The 16,472-nt window shown below is 59.8% G+C and carries 14 protein-coding genes; 10 read left to right on the plus strand and 4 right to left on the minus strand.

The window, feature by feature from the left end:
* The first annotated feature begins 735 nt into the window (after positions 1–735).
* Genes GTW23_RS00005 through GTW23_RS00020 form a run of 4 tightly spaced genes read left to right on the plus strand, consistent with a single transcriptional unit; the run spans position 736 to position 4,472 of the window.
* Positions 736–1,248, plus strand: coding sequence for a TRAP transporter small permease (locus GTW23_RS00005; protein ID WP_252914132.1), 513 nt, complete (start codon positions 736–738; stop codon positions 1,246–1,248).
* The gene (locus tag GTW23_RS00010; protein ID WP_252914133.1) at positions 1,245–2,570 is read left to right on the plus strand and encodes a TRAP transporter large permease; all 1,326 of its coding nucleotides are present in this window, start codon (positions 1,245–1,247) and stop codon (positions 2,568–2,570) included. The genes GTW23_RS00005 and GTW23_RS00010 overlap by 4 nt, the downstream gene beginning before the upstream one ends.
* A gap of 24 nt (positions 2,571–2,594) precedes the next feature.
* Positions 2,595–3,596 (plus strand): TRAP transporter substrate-binding protein, encoded by a 1,002-nt coding sequence (locus GTW23_RS00015; protein ID WP_152010570.1) that lies wholly within the window; start codon positions 2,595–2,597, stop codon positions 3,594–3,596.
* Between the two features lie 24 nt (positions 3,597–3,620).
* Positions 3,621–4,472 carry an amidohydrolase family protein gene (locus tag GTW23_RS00020; RefSeq protein WP_252914134.1) on the plus strand — a complete coding sequence of 284 codons (852 nt, stop codon included), beginning with the start codon at positions 3,621–3,623 and terminating at the stop codon, positions 4,470–4,472.
* 73 nt (positions 4,473–4,545) lie between these two features.
* On the opposite strand, the gene GTW23_RS00025 is transcribed toward GTW23_RS00020, so the two are convergent.
* On the minus strand, positions 4,546–5,799 hold the full coding sequence (locus tag GTW23_RS00025) for a glycerate kinase type-2 family protein (protein WP_290128872.1): 1,254 nt from the start codon (positions 5,797–5,799) through the stop codon (positions 4,546–4,548).
* 52 nt (positions 5,800–5,851) lie between these two features.
* On the minus strand, positions 5,852–6,925 hold the full coding sequence (locus GTW23_RS00030; protein WP_252915535.1) for a tartrate dehydrogenase: 1,074 nt from the start codon (positions 6,923–6,925) through the stop codon (positions 5,852–5,854).
* A 147-nt stretch (positions 6,926–7,072) separates the two neighbouring features.
* On the opposite strand from GTW23_RS00030, the gene GTW23_RS00035 reads away from it, so the two are divergent.
* From GTW23_RS00035 to GTW23_RS00045, 3 genes are all read left to right on the plus strand, one after another.
* On the plus strand, positions 7,073–7,987 hold the full coding sequence (locus GTW23_RS00035) for a LysR family transcriptional regulator (RefSeq protein ID WP_252915536.1): 915 nt from the start codon (positions 7,073–7,075) through the stop codon (positions 7,985–7,987).
* A 108-nt stretch (positions 7,988–8,095) separates the two neighbouring features.
* A complete protein-coding gene (locus GTW23_RS00040; protein ID WP_252914136.1) occupies positions 8,096–9,070 on the plus strand; it encodes a TAXI family TRAP transporter solute-binding subunit in 975 nt (324 codons plus the stop codon).
* A gap of 123 nt (positions 9,071–9,193) precedes the next feature.
* The gene (locus GTW23_RS00045) at positions 9,194–11,383 is read left to right on the plus strand and encodes a TRAP transporter permease (protein ID WP_252914137.1); all 2,190 of its coding nucleotides are present in this window, start codon (positions 9,194–9,196) and stop codon (positions 11,381–11,383) included.
* A 431-nt stretch (positions 11,384–11,814) separates the two neighbouring features.
* On the opposite strand, the gene GTW23_RS23350 is transcribed toward GTW23_RS00045, so the two are convergent.
* On the minus strand, positions 11,815–11,943 hold the full coding sequence (locus GTW23_RS23350) for a hypothetical protein (protein WP_290128842.1): 129 nt from the start codon (positions 11,941–11,943) through the stop codon (positions 11,815–11,817).
* A 166-nt stretch (positions 11,944–12,109) separates the two neighbouring features.
* Positions 12,110–12,943, minus strand: a complete 834-nt coding sequence (locus tag GTW23_RS00050; RefSeq protein ID WP_252914138.1) for a MurR/RpiR family transcriptional regulator — start codon at positions 12,941–12,943, stop codon at positions 12,110–12,112.
* A gap of 184 nt (positions 12,944–13,127) precedes the next feature.
* Between GTW23_RS00050 and GTW23_RS00055 the strand changes: the two genes are divergently transcribed.
* The 3 genes from GTW23_RS00055 to GTW23_RS00065 all read left to right on the plus strand — a co-directional run bounded on the left by GTW23_RS00055 (position 13,128) and on the right by GTW23_RS00065 (position 16,472).
* Positions 13,128–14,417 carry an ABC transporter substrate-binding protein gene (locus GTW23_RS00055; RefSeq protein ID WP_252914139.1) on the plus strand — a complete coding sequence of 430 codons (1,290 nt, stop codon included), beginning with the start codon at positions 13,128–13,130 and terminating at the stop codon, positions 14,415–14,417.
* Between the two features lie 99 nt (positions 14,418–14,516).
* Entirely contained in the window at positions 14,517–15,437 is a 921-nt protein-coding gene (locus GTW23_RS00060) for a branched-chain amino acid ABC transporter permease (RefSeq protein WP_152010536.1), read from the plus strand.
* 3 nt (positions 15,438–15,440) lie between these two features.
* Positions 15,441–16,472 (plus strand): branched-chain amino acid ABC transporter permease, encoded by a 1,032-nt coding sequence (locus tag GTW23_RS00065; protein WP_252914140.1) that lies wholly within the window; start codon positions 15,441–15,443, stop codon positions 16,470–16,472.

Here is a 16,472-nt window from a genome sequence, read left to right on the forward strand (position 1 = left end):
CAATATAGGATCACTGCGCTGGCGCAAAGACGTAGTCTTTGCTGGCGAAGTAGCTCGTCGTCCTTCGGACCATAACCTGAAATCCTCTCGGCGGTTGCTGCGCAATCGCCTGCCAGATCAGCGGGTCCCGGCTATTCCCTAAATCAAATATGCGGGTTCTTGATCGCACGGCTGGACAGCCTCGGCGTTCAACTCCTGACGTGTAACAGCTCGAACCATGGTGCGATTGTCGACTACGGAGAGCGCCACCGAGCTGGGCTCAGCGTTGCCACGACCCGCGCTGAGTCGGCAGTGAATTCCCTGGTCGGTAAGCGGATGGTGAAAAGCAGCAGATGCGGTGGTCGTTGCACGGTGTGACTATGCTTATGCAGGCTTAAACTGCAGAGGCAAATGGCGACCTTCGAGATCGATTGCGGGAACCTTTTAGACAGCTACAGCGAACGTGGTACCGCTATCCAAAGCAAAACCGCCCCTCCTGCGTGCCGCCTATTCCCAGTGACGTTACCGGTCTCAGTTTATCAGAACTTAGACGCCTTCATGGAGCTCTACTTCTGTCCCGGCAGTGATCACAAACGAAAAATTCCAGCTTCATACGGTACACTTTGGCGGGGGTACATCAGAATCACGCGAGAGGGCATCGCGCACTTTTATACAAATATCCTATATAATTAAGTGGATATGGTTTCATTCCGACCAGAGCTTTACGGTCATTCTCATTCGCACGGAGACGGCTAGATGAGTTTGGTATCAGCAGCAAAGTATCTGGATGTCGCCTTGTCAGGGATCGAGGACGGATTGATCGTCGTTCTTTCACTGGCCGCACTTGCACTCGGGGTGATGCAGGTCACGCTACGCTACGTCTTCAATACCGGATATGAGTGGAACGAAGCCGCGTTCGTGCTCGTCACCATCACCGCCATGTTGACGGCGGGGGTGAGAGCCGTCCGTGAAGACCGTCACATCAGTGTCGACATTCTTCCCTCCATCGCCCCGAAACCCGTCGCAGCCATCATGAATGTCACGGCGGTTCTGGCATCACTCGGCCTCTGCGTGTTCCTGGCATGGTGTGGATGGCTCTATGTCGGATTTGCCAGGATGATGGATACGGCGTCGCCCGAGACAGGGATAAAAGACTGGATCGTCTATTCGATCATGCCCACAATGATGTGCCTGTTTGCGTTGCGCTATATCATCCGGCTGATTATCGGCGTGCAGAGCAAGCCTTCCCACAAGGAAGGTGCATCGTGACCATTCTCCTTCTTGTCTTCGCGTTTTTCCTGCTCATTGCCATCGGGGCGCCGGTTGCCGTTGCGCTTGGCGGATCCGTGGTCGTTACATCATTGCTGCTCGATCCGATCCCGCTAGCGATCATCGGGCAGAAGGCATTTGCCAACCTCGACCATTTCTCGCTGATGGCGGTGCCGTTCTTCTTCCTTGCCAGTGCGTTGATGGATACGGGCGGGCTGGTTCGCCGCCTGATCGCTTTCGCGAACGCATTTGTCGGTCACTTCACCGGGGGGCTAGGCATTACCACGGTCCTGAGCTGTGTCTTCTTTGCCGCGATTTCCGGATCGAGCCCGGCGACGGTGGCAGGCGTCGGACGGATCATGTACCCGGCGCTTATCCGGGACGGCTACACAAGCCGCTATGCGCTTGGCGCCCTGGCCACCGCCGGTTCGATCGGTATCCTGATCCCGCCATCGATCCCGTTGATCATCTACGGCTTCGTCACCGAGACCTCGGTCACTCGCCTGTTTCTCGCCGGTGTCATCCCGGGCGTGATTTATGCGCTGGGCATGGTGTTGATGGCGGCGCTTCTGGCCCGGCACTCCGACGCTCCGCGCCACAGCCGGATGCCCTGGCCGGAGCGTGCCAGAGTGACCCGCAGCGCCCTGCCAGCCCTGATGCTGCCGGTGATGATCTTCATCGGGATCTACGGTTTGCCGGCCTTCGAGTTCGGTCCGATCTCAAGTGACGGTGGAGCCATCTTCACGCCCACCGAGGCTGCCGTCATGGCCATGTTACTGGCGATCGTCATCGGCATGTTTGTCTATCGCGAACTCTCCCCGCGCGACCTGTTCCGCACGATCGCCGATACCGCGCCGTCGGTCGGCATGATCTTCTTCATCACCACCAACGCGCTTCTGTTCGCCTTCTTCATCACCAAGATTGGCGTCCCTGCAGCCGTGACACGGATGATCGTGGACCTTGGCCTCGAGCAATGGCAGTTCCTGCTGCTGGTCAATGTGCTGTTCCTGATCGTCGGATTCTTTCTCGAAGGTGTGCCGACCATTCTGATGTTCGTGCCCGTACTCTTTCCCACGGCCGTGGCGATGGGCGTCAATCCTGTGCATTTCGGCATCATCGTCATCGTCAACATCGAGCTTGGCCTCGTCACACCGCCGGTCGGCCTCAACCTTTTCGTGGCGTCAGGCGTTTCCGGCAGGCCGGTCCTTGAGGTTTTCAGAGGCGCTCTGCCCTGGATGGCCGTGACCATCTGCGTGCTGATGCTGGTGACGTTCATACCGCAACTCTCACTGTTTCTGCCCGAGCTGGTGTTCGGCAAGTAGAGATCAATTGAAGGAGGAGATACCATGAGAAAACTGTTGCTATCGATCATGTGCAGCGCCGCCATGCTGGTCGGTGTTCATCAAGCCAACGCTGCCGACAGGATCATCCTGTCCAATGATACCAGCGCGCTGAACCTGAAAGGCCAGACCTTCGAAGTTCTGGCAAAGGAACTCAAGGAGCGGCTCGGTGACACGGCCGCGGTGGATGTGTTCCACTCCGGCGCACTGCTCGACCAAAAGACACAGATCCAGGGCCTTCAGCTCGGTTCAGCGACGTTCGTTGCCCCGACATCCGGCATCTATTCGCCACTGGCGGCCGGTCTCAACGCTCTCACGCTCCCATTCCTGCTGACCTCCAGCGAAATGGTCAATACAGCGTGGAACGACCCGGTCGTGCGCGAGGCCTTCGTACCGGAATTGCGCAAGAAGAACATCGAGCCGGTCGCGATCTGGCTGTCGGGGCAGCGTGAGCTGAGCTATCGCGGAAGCAAGCCGATCCTCACGCCCGAAGACATGAAGGGTGTTAAGATACGGGTTCAGTCGGTGCCCTCGGATATCGAGGCATTCAAGGCGGTTGGTGCGAATGTCATCAGCATGGCATGGGGCGAGGTGGCTTCTGCCCTGCAGCAGGGCGTCATCGATGCGGTTGAACCCACGCCGATGTCGCTTGACAGTGCCGGCATGGTCGAAGTTATCGACCAGATGACCCGCATCGGCTACCAATACGCGTTCTACATCGTTGGAGCCAACAAGACCTGGTGGGATGGCCTCTCCGACGCCGATCGCGCTTCTGTCCAGGAGGCCCTGGAAGTGGCCAATGCTTTTAACTGGGAAAACGCCGCCAAGGAGAACGAGGCCGCCTATGCCAAGATCCGGGATGCGGGCAAGACGATCCACGAACTGACGCCGGAACAACTGGCCCAGTGGAAGGAAAAGATGCAGCCGGTGTGGGATGAGTTCGGAAGCGAACTTGTCGGTCAGGACGCGATGAACCGGTTGATCGAGATTTCCTCGGGCAACCAGTGATCCGCATGAACCGGTGAGCCTTTCATGCGCTGTGACAGCCACGTTCACGTAGTTGCCCCGGTATCGGAGTACGCCCAGACCCCCGGGCGTACCTTTCTTGCCGAACCGGCGCCGCTGCAAACTCTTGTCGAGAACGGAAGACCGCATGGCATTGATCATTTCGTGATCACCCAGCCAAGCTTCTACGGCACTGACAACAGTGTTCTGCTTGACGCGCTTGACAGGCTGGAAGGTCGCGGCAGCGGTGTGGCCACATCTGCCGCCGGCATCTCTGACGAGCAACTTGAAGACTGGCGGTCCCGGGGCGTCTCGGGGCTACGCGTCAATCTCTACAGCCCGGCTGCGAAGAATGTCGGAGAAGGCAGCGACGATCTCGAGGCGGTGGCATCGATCGCCAGACGGCACGGGTTTCATGTCGAGATCATCGCACCCTTGCCGGTGCTCGCGGCGCGCTCCGACGCGATCGCAGGCCTGCCCGTCGCCTGCGTCATCGATCACTACGGGTTGTTCGGAAGGGCCCGCCCCGATGATGCCGAAGCACGCATTCTGTTTGATCTGATGAGGGACGAGCACCTGTGGATGAAGCTTTCCTCGCCCTACCGGCATCCGGATCACCCCCTGAGCATCGAGCCTGACCGCGAATGGCTCGATGCCTTTCTCGACATCTGCCCGGACCGCTGTGTCTGGGGCAGCGACTGGCCGCATCCGCCTCCCCACGATGAACACAGGGGTCCCGATGCGGTCGCTGCCTGGCGTTCGCTGTCTTATTCGGGACTGCTGGAGCGGTTCATTGATGCCGTCGGCTCGGACGCACTTGTCGATCAGATCATGTGGGAAAATCCCGCGCGCCTTTATGGGTGGTCGCGGGAAGAATAGCCCGCAGGGTCCTGCAGCCGCAGCAGTATGACCATACCGAAATCGGTGATCAACGCTGAAGCTGTACCCGGCTCTAGAATATCAGGATTGCTCTGAAATCATTCACATTGGTCATAGTCGGACCGGTCACAACCTGATCGCCGATAGAGCCGAAGAAGCCGTGTGCGTCATTGGATGACAGTGCCGCGGACGGATCGATGCCCATCATTCGGGCCTTCGTAAGGGTTTCGGGACCGATGATCGCGCCAGCGATGTCCGCCGATCCGTCCACGCCATCGGTATCACAGGCAATCGCATGAATACCGGGTGCTCCACCGAGCGCGATCGCCAGAGCCAAACAATATTCGGCGTTGGGTCCGCCGATACCGTCACCGCGACGGGTCACGGTGAGTTCGCCGCCCGAGAGCAGCAGCACCGGCGCGCCCTCCCGGCTTCGGTCACGGGCTATGGCGGTCGCCAGTTTTGCGTGTTCCCGTCCCAGATCGCTTGCCTCGCCCTCGAGGGCATCGCCAAGCAATCGTACGTCATAGCCTGCTGCCCGAGCCATTTCTGCTGCGGCCGAGAGGGATTGAGCAGGTGCCGCGAAGATGTGGTTTTCAGTCGTGCTCAGGCGTTTGTCTGAGGGGGCAATGACTCCGCTGCCTGCCCGCAGCGCCTCGGTGACCGAAGCCGGAACCTCGATGTTCCATTTCCTCAGGACGGCAAGAGCATCTTCTGGGCGGGAGGTGTCTCCGACTGTAGGGCCTGAACCGATATCGGCCGGGTCATCTCCGGGGACATCGGACATCAACAGCGTACGAACCCGCGCGGGAAACGCCGCGGCCGCAAGCTGCCCGCCCTTGACCCGGCTGAGGTGCTTGCGCACCACATTCATTTCTCCGATGGGCGCGCCCGAAGCCAGCAGAGCGCAATTCACCGTCTGTTTTTCGGCAAAGCCCACTCCTTCGATCGGCGCGGTCAGCAGTGCAGAGGCTCCACCGGAGATGAGAGCCAGAACAAAATCATCCGGACCAAGGCCGCCCACCAGATCGAGCATTCTCCGGGTCGCATGAACACCCGCAGCATCCGGGACCGGATGCGCCGCCTCGATGATTTTTATGCCCTGACATGGCCGCCCATACCCATAACGGGTGATGACCATCCCCTCGCAAGCCCCCCATGTGGCCTCGACGGCTTCCGCCATCCGGGCGCTGGCCTTGCCCGCGCCGACCACGATCAAACGTCCAGCGGGTCGCTTGGGCAGGTGATCAGCCAGGCTGCGCATCGGGTCAGCGACTTCGACGGCGCGTTCAAACAGGGAGAGCAGAAAATTCTCGGGGAATTTCAGCACGTGGCGGCTCTTTCGACGGGCAATCCGGAAGCAGGCGATACTCGCCTGTTCAAATGTTGGAGCCGCGGATCGCGTCGCACACAGCGTCGGTCACTTGCTGTGTATTGGCGGTTCCGCCCACATCCGGGGTCATGGTACCGTCCTCGCAGACCTTTTCCACCGCGCGCATCAGCCGGTCGGCCGCAGCATTCTCGCCCAGGTGTTCGAGCATCTGCGCTGCAGTCCAGAAGGTTGCCACGGGGTTGGCGATGCCCTTGCCGGTGATGTCGAAGGCCGAGCCGTGGATCGGTTCGAACATCGACGGATAACGCCGCTCAGGGTCTATGTTGGCGGTCGGAGCAACGCCCAGGCTTCCCGCGAGCGCTCCTGCAAGATCGGACAGAATGTCGGCGTGCAGGTTGGTGGCAACGATTGTGTCAAGACTCTTGGGATCCCTGACCATGCGCACAGTCATGGCATCGACAAGCATCTTGTCCCATCTGACGTCGGGAAACTCCCTGGACACCTCTGCGGCGATCTCGTCCCACATGACCATGCCGAATCTCTGGGCATTGGATTTCGTCACCACTGTCAGAAATTTGCGCGGTCGCGATTGGGCCAGCTTGAAGGCATAGCGCATGATCCGGGTAACGCCGACGCGGGTAAAGATCGCGACCTCGGTACCGACTTCTTCCGGCAAGCCCTTGTGGGCACGACCGCCATGACCGGAATACTCGCCCTCGGAATTTTCGCGAACGATAACCCAGTCCAGGTCACCGGGTCCCACGCCGGCGAGCGGCGAACTGATGCCCGGAAGGATCCTGGTCGGACGGACATTCGCATATTGGTCGAAGCCCTGGCAGATCGGCAGGCGCAAGCCCCAGAGGGTCACGTGATCGGGAACATCCGGGGCTCCCACAGCGCCGAAAAAGATGGCGTCGAACTTCTTCAGTTGCTCGGTCCCGTCTTCGGGCATCAGGGCGCCTGTTCGTTTGTAGCGATCCGACCCCCAGTCGAATTGGGTGACATCAAGAGTGAAGCCACCGTCACGCTTCGCCAGTGTTTCAATAGCCTGAAGTCCGGCTGCGATTACTTCCGGGCCAATTCCGTCAGCCGGTATCGCCGCAATCCTGTATGTCTTCATAGCCATTTTCCGTTTTCACCCCATCAAACAGCGATCAGTACCGTTGCCACGGTGCTCGCTAGCGGCGCCAATCTCGCAAGTTGTGCTGGTTGCGGCAATGCGTCGATGATCATATAAATAAATGAAATAATGTAAGTGGACGGGTCGATGGAGTTTCTTCAATTGCGCTGTTTCGTGACGGTCGCCGAGATGCTGCATTTCGGCAAAGCCGCGCAGCACCTCGAAATGTTGCCGGCATCGCTCGGGCGCCAGATCCGGCTGCTGGAAGAGCGGCTCGGCGTTCGCTTGCTATCTAGGACAACACGCAATGTAGCGCTGACGGAAGCCGGCAGCATTCTGCTCCCCGAAGCGCTGGAGATAATTTCGCGTGTGGAACGGCTCGAAACCAGGCTTCGGGATCACAAGAATCAGAAAGCCGTCGCACTGCGTATTGGCGCGATCGACAGCGCGGCGGCCGGTTTGTTGCCGCAACTGCTGCCGCAGTTCCGAGACCTCCATCCCGAGATCGTTGTGCAGCTCATCGAACAGAAGACCATCAGACTGTTGCCGAAGATCCTGTCCGGGCATCTTGATATTGCCATCGTACGCCCGCCAGAAACCCCTGATCGGGGGTTGGAGTTTCACCCGCTCTTCCACGAAACGGCAGTCGTAGCCTGCCCTGAAGGGCACGCCTTGGCAGAGTATGAAGAGGTAGACGTTCAGCAGTTGGCCGACCAGCCGCTCATTGTCCCGGACAGGAAATCCCGGCCGCATAGTCATGACTTGAGCATGCAGCTTTTCATCGAGGCAGGCCTCTCCGCCCGGGTTGTCCAGATTGCCGAAGAGAAGCAGACGATCGTCAACCTGGTGGGGCGTGGCATGGGTATCGCCATCGTGCCGCGCTGGGCATCGCGTCTCGGCGTTGATGGTGTCCGGTTTGTGCCGCTCAGGATGCCGGAGAGCCCGATCCGCAACAAACTCGCACTTGCAGCCTGCTGGATGCGGGATACCAAGGACCCAGCCCGCGATGCCTTCATGGAGCTGCTTATGCGCAATATCGGAACCATCGCGGAAACAGCTTAGCGATTAGTCGATATTTTTATATAATCGATGGTTCTTGAGGGCCTGCATCGTCAGGCGTTAGCGTCTCCTGAACGACACCATAAGGTGTATTCACGGGAGGAGTGAGCCATGAAATTCATCACCAAATCTGTCATTGCGCTGGCGGTTGCCAGCAGCTTCGCGTTCTCGGCTGCCGCACAAGACAAGACCGGCTGGCCCGAGACTGTGGCATTCGGTACCGGAAGCCAGGGCGGGTCCTACTTCGCCTATGGAAGCGGCTTTGCCGGCCTGATCAGCGAAAAGCTCGGTCTCAACGCAAGCGTGGAGGTCACCGGCGGCCCCGGACAGAACGTCACGTTGGTCCAGACAGGCGATTTGAGCATGGGCTTCGTCACCATGGGCCCGGCCTATGATGCATGGGTCGGCAAGAGCGAAGTCATGCCAGGGGTCGAGCACACTGCGGTTCGGGCAATGTTCCCGATGTATCAGACCCCGCTGCAGGCAGCGGTGCTGGCAAGTTCCGGCATCAAGTCGTTCAAGGACATGGAAGGCAAGCGGATCGGCGTCGGTCCGGCCAGCGGCACTTCAGCTGCTTACTGGCCGCGTTACTTCAAAGCGGCCGGCATGGACGTCAACATCTCTTACGCAGGTGCCAGCGATACCGCCGGACAGTTGAAGGACGGCCTGATCGATGCATTCGTTTATGCTGCAGGCATTCCCAACGGCGCCTATACGCAGCTCGCTGTCGAGAATGACGTTGTCTTCATAAGCATGACCGAAGAGGAACGCGCCATGTTCCTCCAGGCTGAGCCTGCCATGTCGGCCTTCACGATTCCGGCCAACACCTATGAAGACCAGCCGGATCCGGTCGAGACAGTCTCGCTTTGGAATTTCGCGATCGTTCACGAAAGTATGCCAGACAGCCTGGTGTACGAAATCACCAAGCTGGCGATGGAAGAGCATGAGCGCATGCTGCAGGCCCACAAGGCTGCAGCGGAGACCCTGCCGGAGCATTTCGACAAGAACACCTTCATGCCGTTCCACCCTGGCGCAGCCAAGTGGTTCGAGGAGAACGGCTACAAGATCGCCGACGAACTGAAGTAGGGCCTTGACGAATCCGTCCGGATAATCCGGTCGACCGGGGACCAGGAGCAGGGCGGGATTGCACATTCCGCCCTGTTTTTTTGAGCCGGGACGAGACTATCACTGCCGGTGGGAGGGCACACCATGTCAGACGCAAATCCGAAGCAAACCAAAGAAGATGTTCATCACGAGGTGTCACTCGCAGAGGCCGTGTCGCACGTCGATGAAGAACCGGTAGGCTTCAACCAGCGTGTCTTTTCGGGGACGCTGTTGTGGGTGGTGGCAGTCGCTTGCGTGGCCTATTCCGCCTTCCATCTCTACGTCATGAACATCTATCCGCTCGAAACCTGGGCCTACCGCCTGTCGCATATTGGAGGCGGGTTGGCGCTCGGTTTCATGATCTACGCCGCAGGCGCCACCCGGAACGAAGACGTCTCTAAGCGCAATCTTGTCGGAGATACGGTTCTGGCCCTGGCGGCGGTCGGGGTCTTTACCGGTTTCGCCATGATGATCGCCATCTGGTACAATGTGATGCAGACCGGCATGCCTGCGGGGCAGCCCTGGGCGCTGCGCTTCTACGGCATCCCGTTGTTTGCCGGCAGCGTACTGGCCGTGATGCACGGCTGGTTCTTTACCGTACGGCTGAAAGACCGAATCTCTCTCGCGGACGTGCTGCTGGTCGTGGCGACATTCAGCGCCATCGCCTATCTCATCCTGTTTTCGCGACAGTTGCAGTTGCGCGGCGGTATCTCGATGGCGCTGCCGTCGGACATGTGGGCGGCCGTCACCTGCGTGGTGCTGGTGGTCGAACTGACCCGCCGTCTTGCCGGCATGGCACTGGTCATCATCGCCAGCGTGTTTGTCGGCTATGCCTTTCTCGGGCCTTGGCTGCCCGGAATCCTGTACCATCGGGGCTATGATGCGAAGCGGTTCTTCACTTACATCATTACGGATAATGGCATCCTGAGCGCTCCCATCGCCATCTCGTCGACCTACATCATCCTTTTCGTGATCTTCGCGGCTTTCCTGCAGGCGACCCGCGTCGGTGAGTATTTCGTCAATTTCGCCTTTGCGGCCGCTGGTCACAAGCGCGGTGGACCGGCCAAGGTTGCCGTGTTTGCATCCGGCCTGATGGGGATGATCAACGGAACTTCCGCCGGCAATGTTGTCGCCACCGGCAGTCTGACCATCCCGATGATGAAAAAGGTTGGCTACAAGCCGCAGACGGCCGCCTCGGTCGAGGCCGCTGCATCGACGGGCGGCCAGATCATGCCGCCTATCATGGGGGCGGGCGCCTTCATCATGGCCGAGATCACCGGCATCCCCTACATCAACATCGTCTATGCGGGCATTATTCCGGCGGTCATCTATTTTCTTTCGATCTTCTTCATGGTCGATCTGGCGGCACAGAAATACGGCATGGTCGGTCTGCCTCGGGCCGACCTGCCGAAATTCGGCAAACTCCTGAAGCAGGTCTATCTGTTCACCCCAATCATCGTGCTGATAGGCTCCCTGCTTTCGGGCTATTCGGTTATCCGATGCGGCACGCTGGCGATGGTTTCGGCTGCAGTAGTCTCCTGGCTGACGCCACATCGCATGGGGCCGAAGCAATTGTTCAGGGCGCTGGAACTGGGCGCACGCATGGCGCTGCAACTGGTTGCGGTCTGTGCGACGGCCGGCATTATTGTCGGGGTTATCGCGCTCACCGGAATCGGATCGCGGTTCTCCGCGGTGCTGCTCGGACTTGCAGAACACAGCCAGTTCCTTGCGCTTGTCTTTGCGATGCTCGTCTCCATCGTGCTTGGCATGGGCATGCCAACGACTGCCGCCTATGTGGTTGCCGCAAGCGTCATGGCACCCGGCCTGATCAACCTTGGGATCGAACCTCTTACGGCGCATTTCTTCATCTTCTACTTCGCGGTGATTTCGGCCATAACGCCACCGGTGGCGCTCGCGGCCTATGCAGGGGCAGCGCTTTCCGGCTCGGATCCGCTCAAGACCAGTGTGGAGAGCTTCAAGTTCGGGCTTGCGGCGTTCATTGTGCCCTACATGTTCTACCTTTCCGACGAGATGCTGCTGCAGGGAAGCTGGGTTGACTCAATCCACGTCACGGCGACTGCGGCCGTGGGTGTCTATCTGCTGTCGGCTGCTGTCCAGGGATGGTTTTTTGGCCGTGCAAACAACGTGGCACGGATCGTTCTGCTCGCGGGAGGTTTGACGATGATTGACGCCGGCTGGCTGACCGATGTTGTTGGCGTGACCGTCGGTATCGCTGTGTATGTCTATCAGAAGGGGTTCGTGCGACCCCGCGACATGGCGCGTGGCGCGGACTGAGCAATAACACTGTTTGAGAGATCATGGTCACCGGCTTCGTCCCTAACCGGGACCGCTCAAGGGTGTAGCTGAAAGCGCGCCGTATGGCTTGCTTCCAAGTCGTGCGAACAGTATCTGCAACGTCGATTGCCATTAGTGGTTCGAAGTGGGTCCTGCGTGTGTCCGGCGGCCAGTCTTCACCAAACGCAGTGAATTCCATTGCGGCGCTGCCGAGTGCGCTGATCTCTTCGACCACTGCAATTTCCACGGAACATTGGAGCAGGTCCGCTTGCAGATGCAGGAGAGAAGCATTTGAAGAGGCTCCACCATCCGTCCTGAGGCCAAAAAGCCGCATTTGATATCAGATTGCATTGCTTCGAAGATGTCGGCGATCTGCAGAATAATGGCTTCGAAAGTCGCCCATGCGACATGCGCAGGCTTTGTGCCGTGGGTCATTCCGGCCAGTCGGTCGCGATCGTCGCGCCGGCCGTCAGGTTCCACAACAGCCAGCTGTCGACGTTGCCGGTTCGCAGGCCGCCCTGGTCAAGCAGGCGCAGGGCTTCCGGCCGGTGCTTCAGCATTCGCGCCAGTTTCGAGACGGGAAATATCGGGTTGAATCCGAGCCCCGTCGCCGTTTCGACGGTTTCAGTCCGGCCGCGATGGTTTCGCGCTGGTTCGGGATGGCGATCGCATCAATGCTGCGGCCGTTCACCTGCGCTTCTCGGGCCGTATTTCCCGGTGTCGACGTCACGGCCGGGTGATGCCCATCACAAGGGTTTGGACCAGAGCGATGGCAGCTGATATCGGTTGTAACTGAGCGGCCGTATCTGCACCCAGGAGCAAGGCAACCTCCGCATAAGTGGCCAACGGGCTTTCAGCGCTGTCTGTTATCGCCACAATGCGTCGGCCGGATACGTGAGCATCAAGCACGACATCGACCACCGGCTGCGAGTAGGGCGGAAAGGCGATCGCAAAGAGAACGTCATCCGCTTTCATCGTGGCGATCTGCGGACCGGCCATTCCGCCGGCGAAGTCCAACGACGAACAAGCCCTTTCCCCGCGGATCATGCCGTAATGGAAGTACTCAGCGATCGGGCGTGAGCGCCGCAATCCGGCTACATAGACGTGCCCAGCCTGCTGCATCATCTGGATCGCCCGGTTCAGCGCCTCGGTGTCACACTCGCGCGCCAAACGTTCGATCGCTTCCCCATGCGCCTTCAGACAGGCATCAAGCGTGGCACGTGTGTCTGGCCGCGCTGCAGCCTCGTCCCGTGCCAGCACCTCATTGCGGACGTTGACCTGGCCCTCGATCAGGCGCTGCCTGAAAACCCGCTGCAGATCGGAAAAACCGGCATAGCCGAGTTCTTTTGCGAAGCGGATCAGGGTGGACGGCTGGATCCCCAGCTCGGCGGCGATAACCGGCGTGGTGTTCAGAGCAAAGGCGTTGGCTTCCTCGAGCGAGGCGCGGGCAATCCGTTGCAGATGTGGACTGAGAGTGGGGAAGCGATCACGGATTCTCTGCCTGAGGGCATCGAAAGTTTCTCCGCTTTGGGATGGTTGTGGTTCGGACTTCTTGATCATGCCGCATCACATAGCATGAATTGTCGGAAGAGAAAATATTTTCGATATGTCAGAAAAAGAATTCCTTGACGCGAATAGAAAATATTTTTAACAATAATGACAGGGTTTTCTATTGCTCTGAGGAGGGGGCGGGGAAGGCCTTGTTCCGCCCGCCACGACCGGGCTCGCTCTAGGGAGGATAATCATGTCCAGTTCAAAGTTTACGCGCCGCGGCATGCTGCGTTCGGCTGCCGCGGTTGGTGGCCTGGCAGCATTTTATGGCCCATGGAAACACAATCGCGCTTACGCGCAGGCAACCGACAAGCCGATCCGGCTCGGGCTCACCTCAGATGCCAGCGGGCAATACGCCAACTCCGGCGCTTCCGATCGCCGCGGCATGCTGATGGCCGTCGCAGAGGCGAACGCCGCTGGCGGAGTTCTCGGCCGGAAGATAGAAACAGTCCACCTCGATACGGAAACGACCGCCGCAACGGGAAGCCGCGTTGCCGAGCGCATGATCACCCGGGAAGAGTGCGGCTTCCTTGTCGGTGCCGTCAGTTCGGGCGTTGCCAACGCGATCAGCCAGGTGGCGCAGCGCTATGGCGTGATCTACATGAACACCAATTCGTCCTCGCCGACGGAATCGGGCGAAAACTGCCACCGCGTGAAGTTCGTCTGGGACGGCAACGGAGCCAATTTCTCCAAGGCGGCGATCAAGAACTCCATCGATGCCTATGGCGGCGACTTCATGCTGCTGACCAATGACTATGTCTGGGGGCACGATACGGCGCGCGCCACCCGCGTGCTTATCGATCAGTATGGCGGATCGGTGAGCGACGAGATCCTTGTGCCGCAGGGCACGCGGGATTTCACCGCGGCGTTGCTGAAGATCCAGCAGGCCAAGCCAAACGTGGTTGCAGCAGCCGTCGGCGGTGACGACCAGATCGCCCTGCGCCAGCAGGTGGCGCAGCTTGGCATGGGTGACAAAATCGCCTGGATCAACAACCAGCAGGACTGGCCGGATATTTACGGTCTGCCCGCCGATAACCTGTTCGGCGTTTTCGGCACCACCTGGTACTACAAGCTGGATCTGCCGGGGGTTAAGGAGTTCGTCGGCCGCTATCAGGCGATGTACCCGGAAACATCGATGCGCGTGCCCGGCAATGTCTTCTACAATGGCTACATGGCCACGAAGAACCTGCTCGAAGCCATCGAGCGCGCCGGCACGACAAACAACATCGCCGTGATCAAGCAGCTTGAGGGTCACGTGATGTCCGCGGAAAGCCGCATGCAGCACCACGATGCGGTGGTCGATCCGAATACCCACCAGGTCCAGCAGTCGATCTACCTGGCAACGGGCAACCCTGCGCCGACGGAAGACGACGACCTCTTCAAGATCCTGACCAGTTCAGCGCCTGAAGACGTGCGTGACCAGGATAGCCTCGGCAGTTGCAAGCTGGAAAGCTACGACGATACGCCGACCTTTGACGCCTGAGGCGGCTCAATACTGCGCGGCCGGTTGGCCCGTGGGCAAATTGCCCGGTCCGGCCGCGCGGATGCTCTCTGCCTGATGAAGAGGCCTGCGAGGATTTTCATGATCGAACTCATACCCCACATTGTGAACGGGCTCACGCTCGGCTTGCTGTTTGCCCTGATTGCGCTTGGCTTCACGTTGATCGTGGGCGTGATGGAGGTGATCAACCTCGCCCATGGCGCTCTTTTTGCGCTCGGCGCGTATCTTGCCATGACAACCATTGGCGGCGACTGGTTTGGCTCAAGCGAATTCGGTGTCTGGTGGCGTGAACTGCCTCTCTCCACGCGCTATGCACTCGGCGTGGTGGCCGGCCCGCTTCTGGCGGCATCAGTCGGGATGGTGCTGGAACTCTGCCTGCGCCCGACCTACGGCAAGCCGCCGCTCTATGGTCTGCTTCTGACATTCGGTGCGGCGCTCGTCATAGAGGAACTGATCCGGCTGATCTGGGGTACAGGCGAGCAAAGTCTGGCTGTTCCACGGGCTCTCAACGGAGCGTTCTTCATGGGTGGTCTGATTTTCTCGACCTACAAGTTCTTTGCCGCGGGGTTTGCCATTGTCGCCATAGGCCTGGTTTGGCTGTTCCTTGAGCGGACACCTTATGGCGCCACTATCAAGGCCGGCGCCCATGACAGCGAAATGGTCCGCGCGCTGGGTTACGATCTGTCGAAGCTGCGGCTTCTGGTCTTTGGCTTCGGCGCTGCGCTTGCCGCCCTGGCCGGGGTGGTGATGGCGCCAATTTGGGGCCTGCGCCCGCATATCGGTATCGATGTCATCATTCCCGCATTCCTGATTATCGTCATCGGCGGGGTCGGCAGTTTCTGGGGTGCGGTCCTCGCCGCGCTGCTGGTCGGCCTCTCGGTCGGCATCACCGGTGCCTACGCACCTGCCTGGTCGATGCTGTCGATGTACCTGCTCCTGATCGCAATCGTCGGCTTCCGCTCCCGCGGGCTCCTGGGCCGCAAGTCCGCCTTGGAGAACTAGACCATGCGCATGATCACACTCAGCGACATTCCCGCACGCGGCGGTTCGCCGATGACCCCGGCCATGGCCCTGTTCATGCTGGCGCTGGCCACCGCGCCTTTCTGGCTGCCGGCTGTCGGTCTCTATCAGTATCTCGGCATCGAGGTGGCGATCTGGCTGATCTTCGCCCTCGGGTTCAATCTGCTCTTCGGCTACATCGGTCTGCATTCCTTCGGCCATGGCGCCTATCTCGGGATCGGGGCCTATGCCTTTGGCCTGTTTCAGCAGGAAATCATGGTCAGCCTTTGGGGCGGACTTCTGGCCGCCATTCTGGCCGCGTCCCTGGCCGGCGCCGTGGTCGGCGCCTTTCTGTCGCACCGTCGCGGGATCTATTATGCGCTGATGACCATCGGGTTCGGCCAGATCGTCTGGTTCTGCGCGATCAAGCTGCATGGTGTTACGGGCGGAGAAGATGGACTGCTGGGCATTCCGCGGCCGGATTTAGTGGTGGGCCCTATCCGCTACAGCCTCGCTGACAATTATTCGCTGTACTGGTTTGTGGCCGCGATCCTGGCGCTCGTCGTCGTCGCGCTCTGGCGCCTGGTGAATGCCCCGTTCGGGCGGGTCTTGCAGGCAATCCGCCAGAACGAGACCCGCGCGCGGTTTGTCGGTTACAATGTCTGGTTGATCAAATGGCTGACCTTCATCCTGTCGACAGCCTTTGCCGGGCTTGCCGGCGGCTTGTTCTCGATGGCCCAGGAAGGGGCGTATCCGGATGTGATGAGCCTGCACCAGTCCGGCCTGATCGTCATGATGGTGCTGGTCGGCGGAGGCCTGGTCAGCTTCTGGGGGCCGGTGCTCGGCGTGATCCTGTATTTCGTCGCTCGCGATATTATAGGCGGCGTCACGGAAACCTGGCTGCTGTGGTTCGGCCTGATGTTCGTGATCATGGTCATAACCCGCCCGGAGGGGCTTGCCGGTCTGCTCCATGTCGTCGGTGCGCGTCTTCGCAAGAAGTCTGCACCGGGCGCGGTCCCCGTTCGGAAGGAGGCTTGA

It is taken from the genome of Parahoeflea alexandrii (genome assembly GCF_024105735.1).
Classification (GTDB): domain Bacteria; phylum Pseudomonadota; class Alphaproteobacteria; order Rhizobiales; family Rhizobiaceae; genus Hoeflea; species Hoeflea alexandrii.